Genomic DNA, 15,812 nt, shown 5'->3' on the forward strand with positions numbered 1-15,812 from the left:
TCAGGCCGGGAACCGCTCCCGCAGGCCGGCGGCGACGCCGGGCCACTCGTCGGCCAGGATGCTGAACACGACGGTGTCCCGCCAGGTCCCGTCCTCGCGCGGCTGGTCTCGGCGCAGCACCCCCTCCCGCGTGGCGCCCAAGCGGGCGATTGCCGCCTGGCTACGGGTGTTGAGGATGTCTGTCTGGATCTTCACCCGGCCCATCCCGCACCCCTCGAAGGCTTCCCGCAGCAGCAACCACTTGGCCTCGGCATTGGTGCCGCTGCCCCAGAAGGCGGGCGCGTAGATGGTCCAGCCCAGGTGCAGCTGCTCGCGCTCCAAGTTCACCTCGCCCAGTGATGAAGTCCCGACGAAGGTCCCCGCCGCTCCCAGCTCGCAGTCCTCGGCCAGCCGGAAGCAGTAGCTGAGGCGGCCCTGAACCCGGCCGTCCAGGGAGTCCGGATTGACCCAGCCGTGGGCCATGCGCACCGCGTCATCCAGCGTGGTGGGCCGGTGGTGCATCACGTAGCCCGTGGGCGTAGACACGCTCGTCCATCAGGACGGGCGCCAGGTCCGTGCAGTCCTGCTCCGTGAAGGGGTGGGCTACCAGGCGGGGTCCGCGCAATTCGCGGCCGGTGGGAAGTGTGGCTGGCATGGGGTCAGCCTAGGATGCGGCTCAGGCGGACTCGCGCACGCTGATCCTGGTGGACAGGATGTGCGGCGAGTCGACGTCCTCCCCGGCGAGCAGGCGTCGCAGCATTCGGCTGGCCTCGGCTCCCAGTTCCGTGGCCGGGTTGCCGACGCTGGTCAGCTGGGGGTCGCTCTCAACGGCCACCACGCTGTCGTCGAAGCTGGCCAGCAGCAGGTCGTCGGGTACGCGGCGGCCGGCGCGGGTCAGGGCGCGCAGCGCGCCGCGAGCCATCAGGTCCGAGGCGACGAACAGGCCGTCGAAGTCCGGGTGTTCGGCCAGCAGGCGTCGAGCGGCCAGTTCCCCGCCCTCCCGGGTGAACCCTCCGTCGACGGCGTGCACCGGGGTCAACCCGTGCTCGGCGAGCACCGTCTGGAAGGCCTGCAGGCGTCGCCTGCCCACCACCATGTCTAGCGGTCCCGTGATGGTCGCCAGCCGCCGGGCACCCCGAGCCAACAGGTGTTCGGCCGCGAGCCGGACGCCCGCCTCCTGGTCGATGTCCACGAAGGGGGCGCCGGGGATTCCGGGGTCACCGATGAAGACCACCGGACGGCCCGTGCCGTGCAGTTGGCGGGCGATCTCCCAGCCGTGGTGGGAGGCGACGATGGCCCCGTCGAGGTGGCCGCTGTTGAGGTACCTGGCCATCGCGTCGGGGGCGTCGTCGGGCTGGCTGATGGACAGCACCACCCGGGTGGGGGAGCCCGCGAATCCCTGCAGGGTCCCGTGGTACAGCTGGGAGAAGAAGGGGTCCGAGAAGACCCGCACGTCGGTCTCCGGCAGCATGAGCGCCACGACGCCAGCGTGCTGGGTGGCCAGCGCCCTCGCCAGGTGGTTGGGGACGTAACCGAGCTGAGCGATCGCCCGCTCCACGGCCAGGCGCTTGTCCTCGCGGACCGCGGCGCCCTTGCTGACGACCCGGCTGGCGGTGGCCCGGGAGACGCCGGCCAGCCGGGCGACGTCGTCCAGGGTTGCCGGTGACGTCTGGACTCTCATCCCTTGACCGCTCCCGCCATGACGCCGGCGACGAGCTGACGTCCGGCAACCAGGAAGACCAGGACTAGGGGCATGGTGATGATCAACACACCAGCCATGATGAGGGCCATGTCTTTGAAATAGGAAGCCTGGAGCAGCTGGAGTGCCACCGGGAGGGTCGGATTGGAGGATCCCAGCACGATGAAGGGCCAGAAAAAGCTGGTCCAGGAACCGACGAAGGTGAACAGTCCCAGCATGGACGCGGCGGGGCGAGCGGCGGGGACGACGACGTGCCAGAAGGTGCGGATCATGCTGCACCCGTCCATCCGGGCGGCCTCGATCAACTCGTAAGGCAGGGCGTCCTCCAGGTACTGCGTCATCCAGAAGACACCGAAGGCGGAGACCATGGCGGGCACGATCACGGCCGCGAGCTTGCCGGTCCATCCGAGCTTGGCCATCACGATGAACAGCGGGATGATGCCCAGCTGCGACGGGATGGCCATGGTGCCGACCACGAAGGCGAGCAGGAACTTCTTGCCCCGGAAGCGCAGCTTGGCGAAGGCGAAGCCGGCCAGGGTGGAGAAGAACATCACGGACAGGGCCGTCACCAGGGAGACCACCAGGCTGTTCTGGAAGGCCCTCCAGATCTTGATGTCGGAGTTCAGGACCCGCTGCAGGTTCTCCACCAGGTGGCTGCCCGGAATGGGGCTGGGGATGGGGTGCTGCGCGATGTCGGCGCTCGTCGAGGAGGCCAGCAGGAAGGCGTAGTAGATGGGGATGAAGGAGACCAGCAGCACGGCGGTCAGGAAGGCGTAGGTGCCCCAGCCGGGGCGCCGCACGCCACCCTCGAGGCGGGTCTGGCGGCGACGGGCGGCACGGGCGGCGCCCTTGCCGGCGATCTGCCCGATGGCGGGGGTGGACATCTGGTGGCTCATCGCGTGCCTCGCTGGTTCTTGCGGGTCAGTCTGCCGGAGCGGAGCTTCGAGGCGCCGCTGGAGGCAATGCGTCGGGTGATGAAGTAGTTGAGCAGGGAGATGGCGACGACGATCAGGAAGAGGATCCATGCCACGGCGGAGGCGCGCCCCAAGTTGCGTTGGCTGCCCCAACCCAGCTCGTACATGTACATCGTCACGGTCATCCACTGGCGGTCGGCGCCGCCGGCGCCCGTGTTGTCGAACATGCGCGGCTCGTCGAAGATCTGCAGACCACCGATGGTGGAGGTGATCACGACGAAGATGATGGTGGGCCGCAGCATGGGGATGGTGACGTGCAGGAAGGTCTTGATTCGGCTTGCACCGTCCACGACGGCGGCCTCGATGGTCTCGCGCGGGATGGCCTGCATCGCGGCCAGGAAGATCAGGGTGTTGTAGCCGGTCCAGCGGAAGTTCACCATCGTCGCGATTGCCAGGTGGGAGGCCAGGACGTCCTTGTGCCAGCCGATCGGGCCCATGCCGATGCGGTCCAGCACGGCGTTGATGACGCCGGACTGGTCAGAGAAGACCTGGCCGAAGATCAGCGAGACGGCGATGGGGGCCACCACGTAGGGCAGCAGGACGCCCATCCGCCAGAAGGTCTTAGCGCGCAGGTTCGCGTCCAGGGCGGCGGCGATCAGCACGGCGGCCACCACCTGCGGCACGGAGGACAGCAGGAAGATGCTGAAGGTGTTGCGCAGCCCCTTCCAGAAGCGGGGTTGCTGGAGCACCCAGACGTAGTTGTCCGCGCCGATAAAGCCCTGGTTCCCGCGGATCAGGTTCCACTTGTGGAGGCTGACGAAGGCGGTGTACAGCAGCGGAAAGAGCCCCGCGATGGCGAAGATGATGAAGAAGGGCGCGATGTAGAGGTAGGGCGACGCCTTCTGGTCCCAGTGGCTCAGCCGCTGGCGCGTCGACAGGGTGGGGCTGCTCATCTGTGTGTCCTCATTGACGTTCGGGAAGGGGGAGGGGGCGCCCGGTACGGGCGCCCCCTCGGGGGGCTGGGTCAGCCGAGGGCCTTGGCCTCGTCGACTGCCTTCTTCCAGGAGTCCTCACGGCTGGCGGACTTCTCCACGGCCGTGCGGGTCAGGGCATCCTGCGCGATGGTGTCGATCGCGAAGTAGTTCGGGCCCTTGTAGGGGGTCACCTTCACGGCGGCGGCGCGGTCGGCAAGGATCTTGCCCACGGGGGCATTGTTGAAGAACTTGTTCACATTGCCTTTCACGGGGTCGCTCTCCAGGGCCTCCTTCTGGCTGGGGAAGGTGCCCTTCGCCTCGAAGGCCTTGACCTGCTGTTCCGGGGCGGTCAGCCAGGCAGCGAGCTCACGAGCGGCGGCCTTGTTCTTGCCCTGCTCGGGGACGGTCAGGTAGGAGCCGCCCCAGTTGCCACCGCCGCCGGGGAAGACATTGGCTATGTCCCAGCCCTTGACGCCGGCGGCATTGCCCTCGATCACGCCCAGCATCCAGCCCGGGCACAGCATGGTGGCGAACTTGCCGCTCTGGAAGCCCTTGTTCCAGTCGGGGCTCCACTGCGACAGGCCGGCGGAGAGCTTGTTGTCGACGGACTGGGTGACGACGTCGTCGTAGAGCTCCTTGACGGGCTTGTTCTCGTCGAGCGGGATGACAGTCTCCTCCTCCGTGGTGGAGGAGTAGGGGTTCTCCATCTGGTTCAGGCGAGCTGCCCAGATGGCGTTCGGGGAGTCGTACCAGCCGACATTCGGGACCTTGGTGACGAACTGCTTGCCGACCGCGAAGTACTTGTTCCAGTCGCCCTCCAACAGCTTGGCGACCTCCTCGCGGTCGGTGGGCAGGCCGGCCTTGGCGAACAGGTCGGAGCGATAGCAGACGGCCTCGGGGCCGATGTCGGTGCCGTAGCCGATCACCTTGCCGTCGGGATCGGTGGCGGCCTTCTCCTTCCAGTCCAGCCAGCGGCCGGCGACGTCATCGGACTTCAGGTCCATGAACTTGTCGCTGGACTGCATCAGCTCGGGCAGCCAGTCCACCTCGACGGCCTCGATGTCGGCCAGGCCGGAACCGGCCGCGAGGCGGGTGTTCATGTTGTCGCGCGCTTCCTGGGTGGTGGCGGCCTTCTTGGCCTTCACCGTCACATTCGGGTGCAGCTTCATGTACTCGGCGTAGAGCTTGTCGTAGCCGAACTCGTTGAAGGTGGCGACTGTCAGCGTCACCTTCTCGTTGGGGTCGCTGCTGGGCGCCGTCTTGCTGTCGGCGGCCTTGTCACCGCTCGAGCAGCCGGTCACCATCACGGCCAGACTCGCTGCAAGCGCCGCGGCCTTCCTCCACTTGCCAGTGCTCACCAGATACTCCTTCGTTCCCGGCCGTGCCACGATGCACGAGCCCTCCTAGGCAGGCGCTTGAAAGCGCTCTCAAACAATGAAAGCACCCGATAGGCTTGATGGCAAGGCTCGGGGTCATGCACTTTGCAAGACTTTCCATTACCCCTAGTAGTTCACGCTATTGACTTGGCCACCCAGCAGTGGCTAACGTCATGACGCAGATCTGAAAACGCTTTCACACTGATCGTGGCACGCACGACGGCGTGCGGCTAGGGAGAGTCAACATGAAGTTCAATGACGAGTTCGTCTTTGGGACGGCGACCGCGTCCTACCAGGTAGAGGGCGCCCACGACGAGGGTGGTCGCACGCCCTCCATCTGGGACACCCAGTGCCGCACACCCGGCAAGGTGCACGGCGGGGACACCGGTGACGTGGCCTGTGACCAGTACCACCGTTGGGACGAGGATCTGGAGATCATCAAGTCCCTGGGGCTGCAGGCCTACCGCTTCTCCATCTCCTGGAGCCGGGTGATCCCCGATGGGGTGGGTGAGGTCAACCCGGAGGGCGTGGCCTACTACCGTCGTATGTGCGAGAGCCTCAGGGCGGCCGGCATCAGCCCTGTTGTCACCCTCTACCACTGGGACCTTCCGCAGGTGCTGCAGGACGAGGGAGGGTGGACGGTGCGCGAGACCGCCTATGTCTTCGCCGAATACGCCCGGAAGATGGCGCGTGAGCTCGGTGACGTCGTCGACGTGTGGAGCACTCTCAACGAACCATGGTGTTCGGCCTACTTGGGCTACGCCTCCGGCGTCCACGCGCCCGGTCGCACCGAGCCCGTCGAAGCGCTCAAGGCGGTGCACCACCTCAACCTGGCCCACGGGCTGGCGTCGGTGGCGCTGCGCGAGGAGCTGGGCGACGACGTGCGGATCTGCCTGACCCTGAACCTTCACGTCATTCACCCGCTCACGGACTCCGAGGCCGATGTGGCGGCGGCCCGCAAGATCGAGGTCGTCGGCAACGAGGCCTTCCTGCAGCCAGTGATGGAAGGGATCCTTCCCGACGAGCTGCGGGAGGTCACCAAGGAGCTCACCGACTGGTCCTTCGTGCTCGACGGAGACCTCGAGCTCTGCCACCAGGCGCCCAGCATCCTGGGCATCAACTACTACGCAACCTCCACGGTCAAGGCCTGCGATGCCGGGGAGGAGTCCCTGTCCGGCGGTCATGGCGAGACCGGGGTGAGCCCTTGGGTGGGCTGCGACGATGTGACCTTCCTTCCGCCCACCGGGCCGCTGACCGACATGGGCTGGAACATCGAGGCCGACGGCCTGCGCCTCCTGCTCACTCGCACCGCCCGTCACTATCCCGGTCAGGAGTTGATGGTCACCGAGAATGGCGCCGCCTTCCCCGATGAGGTCTCCGTCGACGGGCGGGTCCACGATGAGGACCGCGTCGGCTACCTGCGGGGTCACCTGGCCGCCGTCGTAGGGGCCATCGAGGAGGGCGCGCCGGTGACGGGTTACTTCCTGTGGTCTCTGTTGGACAACTTCGAGTGGAGCTTCGGGTACAGCAAGCGCTTCGGCATGGTCCGGGTGGACTACGAGACCCTCCAGCGCACCGTCAAGGACTCCGCGAAGTGGTACGCAGATCTGGCGCGCACGCGTGACCTTGACGCCGTCGGAGTCGATTGGGTGGCTGGCGCCTGAAACCGGTAGAGTTGTGCCTTGGACGCCAGCACCCGATGCCGGGGTCCAAGGCACACGCCCTCCTGCCATGGGACCGACCCATGGCCGTTGAGACCAGAGGAGGTGGAGTACGCGTATGCGCAAGTACGAGATTGTGGTCATCATTGACCCCGACGTCGACGAGCGTCAGGTTTCTCCCCTGATGGACAAGCACACCAAGACGATCACCGAGGCCGGTGGCACCGTCGACAACATCGATGTGTGGGGCAAGCGTCGCCTCGCCTACGAGATCCGCAAGAAGCCGGAAGGCATCTACGTCGTCCTGAACGTGACCGCTGAGCCGGCCGCCGTGAAGGAAATGGATCGTCTGATGACGATCGACGAGCAGATCATGCGCACCAAGGTGATGCGTCCTGACGCTCACTGAGCTTCTGCTCGGCTGAACGTCGGATGAGTCCGGACAACAACCGGACAACACCTGGGGCATTCCCCGGACCGTCGACGGATGAAAAACTGTCAGTACCCACTGGCAGGCTTCATCCCAGACAGTCCTCACGTCCGATCCAACGGAGACCAACATGGCAGGCGAAACTCCCATCACCCTCGTCGGCAACCTCACCGCCGACCCCGAACTGCGCTTCACCCCCTCGGGTGCCGCCGTCGCGAACTTCACCGTCGCGTCGACGCCGCGCCAGTTCGACCGTCAGTCCAATGAGTGGCGTGACGGCGAGGCCATGTTCCTCAACTGTTCGGTGTGGCGCCAAGCCGCCGAGAACGTCGCCGAATCCCTCACCAAGGGGATGCGGGTTGTCGTTCAGGGCCGGCTGAAGAGCCGCAGCTACGAAACCCGCGAGGGTGAGAAGCGCACCGTCTTCGAGGTTGAGGTTGACGAGATCGGTCCCTCCCTGCGGTACGCCACCGCGAAGGTCACCCGCACGTCGGGTGGCAATTCCGGCGGCGGCAACTGGCAGGGTGGCAACCAGGGTGGCGGTTACAACCAGGGCGGCGGCGCTCCCGCGCCGGCGGCCGGTGGCAACCAGGGCTGGAACAACCAGGGCGGCGGCAACGCCGGCGGTGGTTGGCAGTCCGCACCCCAGGGCCAGGGTGGAGACAATCGGGGCGGCGGCGTCGACCCCTGGGCCCAGGCCCAGAGCGAAGAGCCCCCCTTCTGATCCGCCGGGGCCGGTGAGACGACCCCGCTGACCAGGACTCCACTCAGTACCCAAGAACACCATTCCCTCTGGGAAGGCACATTCCGGCGAAAGCCGGGCTCGCGGGAACATTCCCGCAGACAAGGAGCACCACAATGGCCGGTCCACAGCGCAAGCCTGTGAACAAGAAGAAGATCGTGCCGATGAAGTCGGTTCGGATCGACAACGTCGACTACAAGGACGCCGCGACCCTGCGGAAGTTCATCTCCGAGCGCGGAAAGATCCGTGCGCGCCGCGTCACGGGCCTCTCGGTCCAGGACCAGCGCAAGGTCGCCATCGCGATCAAGAACGCTCGCGAGCTCGCCCTGCTGCCCTACGCGTCCACCGCGCGCTGAGAAGGAGTAACACCATGAAGCTCATTCTCACCGCACCCGTCGAGAAGCTCGGCATTGCCGGCGACGTCGTCGAGGTCAAGGACGGCTACGGCCGCAACTTCCTGATGCCCACCGGCAAGGCGATCCGTTGGACTCGCGGCGCCGAGAAGCAGATCGAGGGCATCAAGCGCGCTCGTGACGCCAAGGAGATCCGTGGCATCGAGCACGCCAACGAGGTCAAGGCACAGCTCGAGGGCCTGACCGTGGCCTACGAGGCCCAGGCCGCCAGCGCCGAGGGCAAGCTGTTCGGCGCCGTCACCGCTGGTGACATCGTCAAGGCCGTCAAGGCTGCCGGTGGCCCCGCCATCGACAAGCGCTCGATCCAGATCGCCAAGCCGATCAAGCTCGTCGGTACCCACACCGTCGGCATCAAGCTGCACGACGCCGTGACCGCCCACATCCCCGTGGCCGTCACCGCTGCAGCCAAGTGATTTCCGCCCCTCGGGGCTGACTTCTCTGAACCAGTAGGGCCCGCACCGATTCGTCGGTGCGGGCCCTACTGCGTTGTGGGCATTCAGAGCGCGTCGATCACGTCACGCATCAGCTGCGATGGTCATGCACGGTAGAGCGTCTGGCGGGTCCAGGTACGGCCGCTCGCACCGGACGACGCGGCGCTTGCCTGTGCCGCATCGAGCAGCCGTCGCATGGACTCCTCGCGGTCGTCCCGCGCATACTCCTCGAGGACCCGGGCCAGATAGGAGTTCAGGGATTCCTTGCGCAAGTCAGCTTTGGTTTGGGCGCGGCGCAGCACTTCTGCGTCGACCCTGATCGTCAGCTGCGCCATGGCTCCACGGTATCCGTGCTCCCCACAGTTCGCGACGGGTTATTCCACCGGCTCGTAGGTGCGCAGGCGTAGCGAGTTGGAGACCACCAGCACCGAGCTCATCGCCATCGCAGCCGCGGCGATCAGCGGGTTGAGCAGACCGGCGGCGGCAATCGGGATGGCGGCGATGTTGTAGCCGAAGGCCCACACCAGGTTGAGCTTGATGGTCCGGATGGTGCGACGGGAGAGGTGGATCGCGTCGACCACGGTACGCAGGTCGTCGCGGACGATGATGATGTCGGCGCTCTTCATCGCGATCTCGGTGCCCTGGCCCAGGGCGATGCCGAGGTTCGCCGTCGCCAGCGCCGCGGAGTCGTTGATCCCGTCGCCCACCATGGCCACATTGCGGCCCTCGTCGCGCAACTGCTGCACCACCCCGGACTTCTCGTCGGGCAGTACCCTGGCCCGGACCTGCTCGATCCCCAGCTCCTTGGCGACGTGGTTCGCCACCCGCTGTGAGTCGCCGGTGAGCAGCACGGTGTGCAGGCCCAGCTCGTTGAGCTTGGCGATTGCGCTCTGCGCGCTCGGCTTGATCTGGTCGGCCAGGGTGACGATGCCCACCAGAACTCCGTCCAGGCGCACCGCCACGGCCACGGATCCGGTGGATTCGGCCTTGTCAATGGCGTCGTGGGCCCACGCCTCGTCCGTGGCGGGATCGCCGGTGGCCTGGGCGTCGATCCGGCCGACGACGCACTCGTGGCCGTCCACCAGGGCCCGGGCGCCCCAGCCAGGCAGGGCGCTGAAGTCGGTCACGACGGGGGAGTGGCCCGGCTGGGAGACAGAGGCCTCGACGAGCTTGGCCATCGGGGTTGCGGCAGCGGGGGCCTCGACGTGTTCGGCCGTCGTGGTTGAGGCGGGTTCGACCGGATCGCCCAGCGTGGCCAGGTCCTCTGCCACCGTGACGATCGCCCGGGCAATCGGGTGCTCGGAACTCCGCTCGACCGCAGCGGCAGGGTGCAACACGTCGCTGGGGGTCAGGCCGTCGGCGCAGATCACGTCGGTGACCGCCATGGTGCCGGTGGTCAGGGTGCCGGTCTTGTCCAGCACGACGGTGTCGATCTTGCCCGACGATTCCAGCGCGTCCTGGCCCTTGACCAGGATGCCCAGCTGGCCGGCACGCCCGACACCCACCATCAGCGCGGTGGGAGTGGCCAGACCCAGCGCGCAGGGGCAGGCGATGATCAGCACGGCGACGCCCACCGCCAGCGCCCGAGGGATCGAGCCGGTGGTCACGACCCAACCGATCGCCACCAGGATCGCGATCACGATCACCGAGGGCACGAAGTACTGGGTGACCTTGTCGGCCATCTTCTGCACCCGTGACTTGCGGCGTTGCGCCTCGTCGGCGATGGCGGCCATCTGCGCCAACCGGGTTCGGGCGCCCACCGCCTCGGCTCGCACCGCGAGCCGCCCGGTGAGGTTGGTGGTGCCGCCCAGTACGGCGTCGCCCTCGGTCACCTCGGCGGGAACGGATTCGCCGGTCATCGCGGAGGTGTCGATGGTGGAGGATCCCTCGGTGATGGTGCCGTCGGCGACGAAGCGCTCACCCGGCAGCACCAGGTAGCTCTCGCCGACGGCCAGCTTCTCCGCCCCGATCGTCTCGGTGGAGCCATCGGGCAGCAGCCGTCGAACCTCCTTGACCGCAAGGTTTCCCAGCGCATGCAAGACCTCGCCGGCCCGTCGTCGGGCGCGGGACTCGAAGTATCGCCCGGCCAGTTGGAAGGTGACCATGCCGGCGGCAACGTCGAGGTAGATCGAATCGGCCCCGGCGGGCGTGCGGCCAAAACCGAGCCAGTATCCCGCGTCGCGGCTGGGGTAGAAGAGCGTCCACACCGCCCACAGGAAACTGACGGTGGCGCCCAGCGAAATCAGCGTGTCCATGCTCAGCGAGCGGTGCTGCAGGCCGCGGATGGTGGCGCGGTGGAAGGGCCAGGCGCACCAGGTGACGATCGGCAGCGCCATCAGCACGCAGGTGAGCTGCCAGCCGGGGAAGCGGACGCTGGGGATCAGGGCCAGCTGGAAGGTGAGTGCCATCAGCGGCACGCTGATGATGGCGGCAACACCCAACCGGCGTCGCAGGGACGAGGTGCGCTCCTCGGCGGCCCGCTGGGTCCAGGTGTCGTCCTCGTCGTCGTGCACCGCGGCGCCGTAACCGGCCTTCTCCACCGTCTGGATCGCGAGCGGGGCATCGGCCGGGCCAAGCCCTTGCACCAGGGCGCGTTCCGTTGCCAGGTTGACCATCGCGGTGACGCCGTCGAGCTTGTTCAGCTTGCGTTCGATCCGGTTGGCGCACGCGGCACAGGTCATGCCCGAGATGTCGAGTTCCAGCTGCTGGCCGGACTTGTCCTGCCCGGCATCGCGACTCTGGACGGGTGCGCTCACTGTTCTCCTCCTGGGGCCGCGACGACGACGCGCGGCCTCACCCCAGCCTAGTTCGTGCGGCCGACGGGCACGGCGTCGATGTCGGTCTGCGGGAAGTCGTCGCCGAGGAAGAGCAGCGGTTGGCGGCACATGCCCGGGGCGTCGGGCCCGCTGCAGAGCCTCGACAGGCAGGGTCGACGGTGCTCAGCCGCGTCGGTCACGCTCCGCGAGCTGGGCCAGCATCTGGTTGTAGGCGTCGTGCGAGGTGTCGGTGCCGGCATCGAGGTGCCGGTCGACTCGCTGCGACTCCTTGCGATCCTGCCTGGCCCACTGGGTGAGCAGCGCGATCAGCGCGATCACCAGCGGGAACTCGCCACCGGCCCAGGCGATGGTGCCCCCCACCCACTGGTCATGCTGCAACCCACGCTCCTGCAACCACGGGTGCCCCAGCCCGAGCAGGAAGGATTCGCCGTAGATGGAGGTCTTGGCCATCAGGATGACGCCGAAGAAGGCGTGGAAGGGCATCGCGCCGATGATCAGCCCCAGCTTGCCGATGTGGGGCAGCGGGTGCGGCGGCTGGTCCACGCCGATGATCAGGCCGTAGAAGATGTAGCCGCTGATCAGGAAGTGCAGGTAGAAGAACTGGTGCAGCCAGTGGGTGTGCAGGCTGGCGGTGAACAGGCCCGAGAGGTAGAAGACGTAGTAGGTGCCCGTCATGAAGACCAGCGCGATGATCGGGTTGTACATGAAGCCGAGGTAGCGCGAGTGCATGCTGGCGGTGACCCATTCGCGCAGGCCGGCGGGCTCGTTGCGACGCCGGGCGGGGGTGGCCCGCAGCACCAGCGTGATGAAGCCGCCCAGCACCAGGATCATGGCGCACAGCATGTTCAGCGACAGGTTGAGGAACATGTGCACGCTGAAGACCGCCGGGGCGTAGCGGCCGGTGCCCGAGCAGGTGACCAGGACGACGGTGATCCAGCCGATGATCCACGCCGCGGTCCGGCCGACGGGCCAGGAATCACCCCGCTTCTTCAGCCGGGCGACCAGCCACAAGTAGACCGCGACGGCGACGATCGACAGGCCCAGGAAGAACAGGTTGATCCGCCAGTTGAGCACCAGGTTCACCAGCGTCGGCCATTCGGCCACCGAGTAGCCGAGCCGCTGCACGTCGGTGGGCAGGCTCTCGCCTGCGGTCGACGGGATGATCCGGAAGGCGCTGGCGGCGGCGAACTGCCCCAGCATGCCGACGACGGTGGCCGCGAGAGCGCCGACGGCCGACGAGGTCCAGGACAACCCGGCGATCACCACGGCGGCCGCAGCCCTTGCCAGGTGCCACTTGGCGTCGGTGTCCAGCTGGCCGCCCTGGGCCCAGACCGTCGCCAGATCGCAGACCAGCACGACGGCGGCGGCCACCAGGGAGAGGAAGCGCATCCGGGAGCAGACGAGTTTGCTGCCCGCGTCGTCGGCGCTGAGGAAGAGCCGACAAGCCCAGGTGCCGGCCAGCACGGTGAAGGCGACGGCGGCGATCATCCGCGCGTCGCCGGAGACGTCATGGTTGCGGGCGACGATGTTCTCGGTGGCACCGATCGGGGCCACCAGCGCGAAGGCCTGCAGCGCGAGCGCGTACAGGGCGCTCTCCCACGGCTTGAAGAAGGTGAAGATGATGCTGGCCAGGCCGGCTCCGGCCGCCAGACACCAGGCAAGGGACTCCCCGTGGTTGAAGCCGGTGGTGTTGGTGAGGTTGGCCATCAGCAGGCAGGCCGCGGCCCCGACGACGGCGGAGAGCCGCGCCAGGGGAAGCAGGCGGCTGCCGTTCAGCCGGAGTCGCTGGTCGCCGACGGCCGGCCGGATGAAGGCTGCGGTGGTCCAGGCGCCCATGGTGACCGCGGAGGCGAGCCAGACCAGCAGGTCGACCGCGAACTGGGTGGTGAGTAGCACGGAGAGGTCCTTCGACAGCCCCGCGCGTGGGTCGTGCGGGGTGCTCCCACGATATGACGTGTGGTGCGGCGGGTCGAAGTGGCTTGCCGCTTGAGAGGAGGGTGACCGGGGGGAAGTGACTGGGCGCCCGGTGGCTGTCCGGGGCCCCTGCGAACGGACCGGCTCTCGGCGTGGGTGTCAGACCTTGTGTCATCTCGGGCGTCTTCGGACAAGTGTGAACCTCAACCTCCAGTGCAGAGTTATCCACAGGGTTGTCCACTGCTGGGGATAATTACACCGTCGGAATTCCACAGGTGTGAGTAACTCTGTGGACAAGTCCTGCCTAGTCAATCCTGTTTTGGGTTTGTGGACACTCGTGCACCGATGTGGACGCTCGCCGACGTCAAGCTGGGGATGAGTCTCGGCTGGAGAGTTGCGCACAGTTTCCCACCGCATCTGTGGACAAGGCTGTGGAGCGCCCTGCTGAAGACCCAGTCGTGGCAAGCGGTGCGTGCCGGGGTCGCCACGTTCCTGGTCAGGGCGTCTCGGCCCTGCGTAGGCTGGCGCAGAGCGCAGGAGGGACGCCATGGATCTGATTGCAGGCATCGACGTCGGCACCTCGGCCGTGAAGGTCATCGTCACCAGCCCCGACGGGCGGGTGCTGGCCCGACGGTCAAGGCAATACCCGACCCAGACCGGCATGGTGCCCGGCGGCGTCGAGCAGCACCCCGAAGACTGGTGGCGTGCCACCGTCGATGCCGTGCGGGACACCGGCCTGGCGGGCCGGATCGCGGTGCTGGGGATCGGCGGCCAGATGCAAGACCTGGTGCCCGTCACCACCCGCCATGGTCGCGGCCCGGTGCGTCCCGCCCTGCTGTACTCGGATCTGCGCGCCACCGCGCAGCACCGTCGGCTGCTGGACCAACTGCCCGGCTGGCAATGCCGCACCGGAAACGAACAGGACGCCTCCAGCGTCGCGGCCAAGATCGCCTGGCTGGCCGAGCACGAACCCGCCACCCTGCGTGACAGCGACCACCTTCTGCTCTCGGCCGGCGGCTACGTCGCCTGGCGGGCCGGCGCCGAGGCCGCCTGCGACGTGCTGACCGCCTCCACCACTGGGCTGCTCGACGTCGAGACCCACAACTGGGGGGCCGAGGTGCTGCACGCTGCCGGCGCCGCCTCAACTGCTGGAAGGCCGGAGCAGTTGCCCCGGCTGACCGGCAACGTCGACGGCGACGCGCTGGTGGGGGAGGTCAACGCCGCCGCGGCCCAGGATCTGGGTGTGCGCCCGGGGATCCCGATCGTGCTGGCACTCGGGGACGCCGGTGCGGCCACCGACGGCCTGATGGGCAGCGACCCCGGCGACGCCTACCTCTCGCTGGGCACCACCGGCTGGCTGGCCGCGGTGCTGCCGGCCGACGACGGTCAGCCGTCGCCGATCCATCGGCTGGTGATGCCCGGCTGGGTCAATCGGCTGCGGATCGGAGCGGTGCAGTCCGCCGGGGGAACGGCGGCCTGGGCGCTGCGGCATTTCCTGCCGGGAAAGGACTTTGCCGAGGCCGACCAGCTGGCACTGCCCCGGCTGGCCACGCTGGGCGCGCGCCCGCTGTGCCTGCCCGGGCTGGCCGGTGAACGGGCCCCGGTGCGCGACGCCAGCTTCCGCGGCGCCTTCGTCGGGGCAGGGGAAGACACCGAAGCAGTGGACTTCTACCTGGCCGCGTTGACCGGCGTCGCGCTGGCGCTGCGGCATGTCGCCGACGATCTGGGCATTCGCCAGCAACGGATCGGGCTGGTGGGCGGCGGCGGCTCCAGCGCCGTGTGGCGGCAGATCTGCGCCGATGCGCTCGAGGCCACCGTGGTCACCGGCAGCGACACCGACGCCACCTGCTGGTCGGCTGCTCGCACCGCGGCCCAGGCGCTGGGGATCGAGAACGACATCCGGCCGCTGCTGGCCCGCGAACACGACGTCCAGCAAACCCATCCGTCACCCGCGGCGGCGGAACTGCAACACCTGGTGCCGGTCCACCGCGCGCTGTACGACGCGCTGGCGCCCACCTTCCACGCGTTGAACGGGTGAGGTTCAGGCGGCCAGCAGGTCCCGGGTCAGCTCGGCGTGGCCAAGGTGCTGGCAGATCTCCTCGAAGACGTGCAGCAGCACGCCGTGGCAGCTGACCAGCCACTCGGCATCCTTGTCGGCCGGGCGGTTGGCGGGCTTGGAGTGCCCGTTGACCGAGAGCACGTCGGTCTCGAAGAGCTGGCGCACCTGGGCGGCCCGGGAGAGGAGCTCGGCCACGCTGCCGGTGGCGGTGAACTCGGCCTCACGGTCCCGCTCCACCTCGACGCCGCGATTGGTGGTGCAACTCCAGAAGCGCATCATCCCCAGCACATGGGTGCCGATGCCGAACAGGGAGTTGGCCCCTTCCACGTCGGGCTTGCGGTTGACCATCGCGTCGTCGCTCTGGCCAATCAGGTCGAAGAGCTCGTCGAACTTGCTGAGGGTGAACTCCAGCAGGATTCGGTCAGTGCTCATGAGTTGTGCTC

The 15,812-nt window shown here is 67.7% G+C and carries 16 protein-coding genes; 6 read left to right on the top strand and 10 right to left on the bottom strand.

Going from position 1 to position 15,812, the window contains the following annotated elements:
• The 5 genes from AAEX57_RS00280 to AAEX57_RS00300 form a co-directional block, all read right to left on the bottom strand.
• Entirely contained in the window at positions 1 to 525 is a 525-nt protein-coding gene (locus AAEX57_RS00280) for a GNAT family N-acetyltransferase (protein ID WP_342090231.1), read from the bottom strand.
• A 130-nt stretch (positions 526 to 655) separates the two neighbouring features.
• Complete coding sequence (locus AAEX57_RS00285) at positions 656 to 1,660, bottom strand: LacI family DNA-binding transcriptional regulator (RefSeq protein WP_342090232.1); 1,005 nt, start codon at positions 1,658 to 1,660, stop codon at positions 656 to 658.
• Positions 1,657 to 2,562, bottom strand: coding sequence for a carbohydrate ABC transporter permease (locus tag AAEX57_RS00290; RefSeq protein WP_342090233.1), 906 nt, complete (start codon positions 2,560 to 2,562; stop codon positions 1,657 to 1,659). The genes AAEX57_RS00285 and AAEX57_RS00290 overlap by 4 nt, the downstream gene beginning before the upstream one ends.
• An 8-nt stretch (positions 2,563 to 2,570) precedes the next feature.
• Positions 2,571 to 3,545, bottom strand: coding sequence for a carbohydrate ABC transporter permease (locus tag AAEX57_RS00295; protein WP_342090234.1), 975 nt, complete (start codon positions 3,543 to 3,545; stop codon positions 2,571 to 2,573).
• 71 nt (positions 3,546 to 3,616) lie between these two features.
• Positions 3,617 to 4,924: an ABC transporter substrate-binding protein gene (locus tag AAEX57_RS00300; RefSeq protein WP_342090235.1), complete on the bottom strand. Its 1,308-nt coding sequence runs from the start codon at positions 4,922 to 4,924 to the stop codon at positions 3,617 to 3,619.
• A gap of 263 nt (positions 4,925 to 5,187) precedes the next feature.
• Here AAEX57_RS00300 and AAEX57_RS00305 point away from each other — a divergent pair, with 263 nt between their 5' ends.
• The 5 genes from AAEX57_RS00305 (at position 5,188) to rplI (ending at position 8,601) form a co-directional block, all read left to right on the top strand.
• Entirely contained in the window at positions 5,188 to 6,606 is a 1,419-nt protein-coding gene (locus AAEX57_RS00305) for a GH1 family beta-glucosidase (RefSeq protein WP_342090236.1), read from the top strand.
• Between the two features lie 115 nt (positions 6,607 to 6,721).
• Entirely contained in the window at positions 6,722 to 7,012 is a 291-nt protein-coding gene (gene rpsF, locus AAEX57_RS00310) for a 30S ribosomal protein S6 (protein WP_342090237.1), read from the top strand.
• Positions 7,013 to 7,163: 151 nt separating this feature from the next.
• Positions 7,164 to 7,757, top strand: coding sequence for a single-stranded DNA-binding protein (locus AAEX57_RS00315; protein WP_342090238.1), 594 nt, complete (start codon positions 7,164 to 7,166; stop codon positions 7,755 to 7,757).
• A 134-nt stretch (positions 7,758 to 7,891) separates the two neighbouring features.
• Complete coding sequence (rpsR, locus tag AAEX57_RS00320) at positions 7,892 to 8,131, top strand: 30S ribosomal protein S18 (RefSeq protein ID WP_094765601.1); 240 nt, start codon at positions 7,892 to 7,894, stop codon at positions 8,129 to 8,131.
• 14 nt (positions 8,132 to 8,145) lie between these two features.
• A complete protein-coding gene (gene rplI, locus AAEX57_RS00325) occupies positions 8,146 to 8,601 on the top strand; it encodes a 50S ribosomal protein L9 (protein WP_342090239.1) in 456 nt (151 codons plus the stop codon).
• A gap of 122 nt (positions 8,602 to 8,723) precedes the next feature.
• On the opposite strand, the gene AAEX57_RS00330 is transcribed toward rplI, so the two are convergent.
• Genes AAEX57_RS00330 through AAEX57_RS00345 form a run of 4 tightly spaced genes read right to left on the bottom strand, consistent with a single transcriptional unit; the run spans position 8,724 to position 13,292 of the window.
• Positions 8,724 to 8,954 (bottom strand): hypothetical protein, encoded by a 231-nt coding sequence (locus AAEX57_RS00330; protein ID WP_342090240.1) that lies wholly within the window; start codon positions 8,952 to 8,954, stop codon positions 8,724 to 8,726.
• Positions 8,955 to 8,993: 39 nt separating this feature from the next.
• Positions 8,994 to 11,375, bottom strand: a complete 2,382-nt coding sequence (locus AAEX57_RS00335) for a heavy metal translocating P-type ATPase (protein ID WP_342090241.1) — start codon at positions 11,373 to 11,375, stop codon at positions 8,994 to 8,996.
• A gap of 47 nt (positions 11,376 to 11,422) precedes the next feature.
• Positions 11,423 to 11,575 carry a hypothetical protein gene (locus AAEX57_RS00340; RefSeq protein WP_342090242.1) on the bottom strand — a complete coding sequence of 51 codons (153 nt, stop codon included), beginning with the start codon at positions 11,573 to 11,575 and terminating at the stop codon, positions 11,423 to 11,425.
• Complete coding sequence (locus AAEX57_RS00345) at positions 11,559 to 13,292, bottom strand: cytochrome c oxidase assembly protein (protein WP_342090243.1); 1,734 nt, start codon at positions 13,290 to 13,292, stop codon at positions 11,559 to 11,561. Before AAEX57_RS00345 ends, AAEX57_RS00340 begins: the two co-directional genes overlap by 17 nt.
• A gap of 565 nt (positions 13,293 to 13,857) precedes the next feature.
• Between AAEX57_RS00345 and AAEX57_RS00350 the strand changes: the two genes are divergently transcribed.
• A complete protein-coding gene (locus AAEX57_RS00350; protein ID WP_342090244.1) occupies positions 13,858 to 15,348 on the top strand; it encodes an FGGY family carbohydrate kinase in 1,491 nt (496 codons plus the stop codon).
• A gap of 3 nt (positions 15,349 to 15,351) precedes the next feature.
• Here AAEX57_RS00350 and AAEX57_RS00355 read toward each other — a convergent pair whose 3' ends face one another.
• Positions 15,352 to 15,801: a mycothiol transferase gene (locus AAEX57_RS00355; RefSeq protein WP_342090245.1), complete on the bottom strand. Its 450-nt coding sequence runs from the start codon at positions 15,799 to 15,801 to the stop codon at positions 15,352 to 15,354.
• Between the last annotated feature and the right edge of the window lie 11 nt (positions 15,802 to 15,812).

This window comes from Luteococcus sp. H91 (assembly GCF_038433135.1).
Classification (GTDB): domain Bacteria; phylum Actinomycetota; class Actinomycetes; order Propionibacteriales; family Propionibacteriaceae; genus Luteococcus.

Excerpts from the sequence above, each read along its gene's own strand:
- AAEX57_RS00285 (WP_342090232.1), bottom strand. The coding sequence starts at position 1,660 with ATGAGAGTCCAGACGTCACCGGCAACCCTGGACGACGTCGCCCGGCTG.
- AAEX57_RS00290 (WP_342090233.1), bottom strand. The coding sequence starts at position 2,562 with ATGTCCACCCCCGCCATCGGGCAGATCGCCGGCAAGGGCGCCGCCCGT.
- AAEX57_RS00295 (WP_342090234.1), bottom strand. The coding sequence starts at position 3,545 with ATGAGCAGCCCCACCCTGTCGACGCGCCAGCGGCTGAGCCACTGGGAC.
- AAEX57_RS00305 (WP_342090236.1), top strand. The coding sequence starts at position 5,188 with ATGAAGTTCAATGACGAGTTCGTCTTTGGGACGGCGACCGCGTCCTAC.
- rpsF (WP_342090237.1), top strand. The coding sequence starts at position 6,722 with ATGCGCAAGTACGAGATTGTGGTCATCATTGACCCCGACGTCGACGAG.
- AAEX57_RS00315 (WP_342090238.1), top strand. The coding sequence starts at position 7,164 with ATGGCAGGCGAAACTCCCATCACCCTCGTCGGCAACCTCACCGCCGAC.
- rpsR (WP_094765601.1), top strand. The coding sequence starts at position 7,892 with ATGGCCGGTCCACAGCGCAAGCCTGTGAACAAGAAGAAGATCGTGCCG.
- rplI (WP_342090239.1), top strand. The coding sequence starts at position 8,146 with ATGAAGCTCATTCTCACCGCACCCGTCGAGAAGCTCGGCATTGCCGGC.
- AAEX57_RS00330 (WP_342090240.1), bottom strand. The coding sequence starts at position 8,954 with ATGGCGCAGCTGACGATCAGGGTCGACGCAGAAGTGCTGCGCCGCGCC.
- AAEX57_RS00350 (WP_342090244.1), top strand. The coding sequence starts at position 13,858 with ATGGATCTGATTGCAGGCATCGACGTCGGCACCTCGGCCGTGAAGGTC.
- AAEX57_RS00355 (WP_342090245.1), bottom strand. The coding sequence starts at position 15,801 with ATGAGCACTGACCGAATCCTGCTGGAGTTCACCCTCAGCAAGTTCGAC.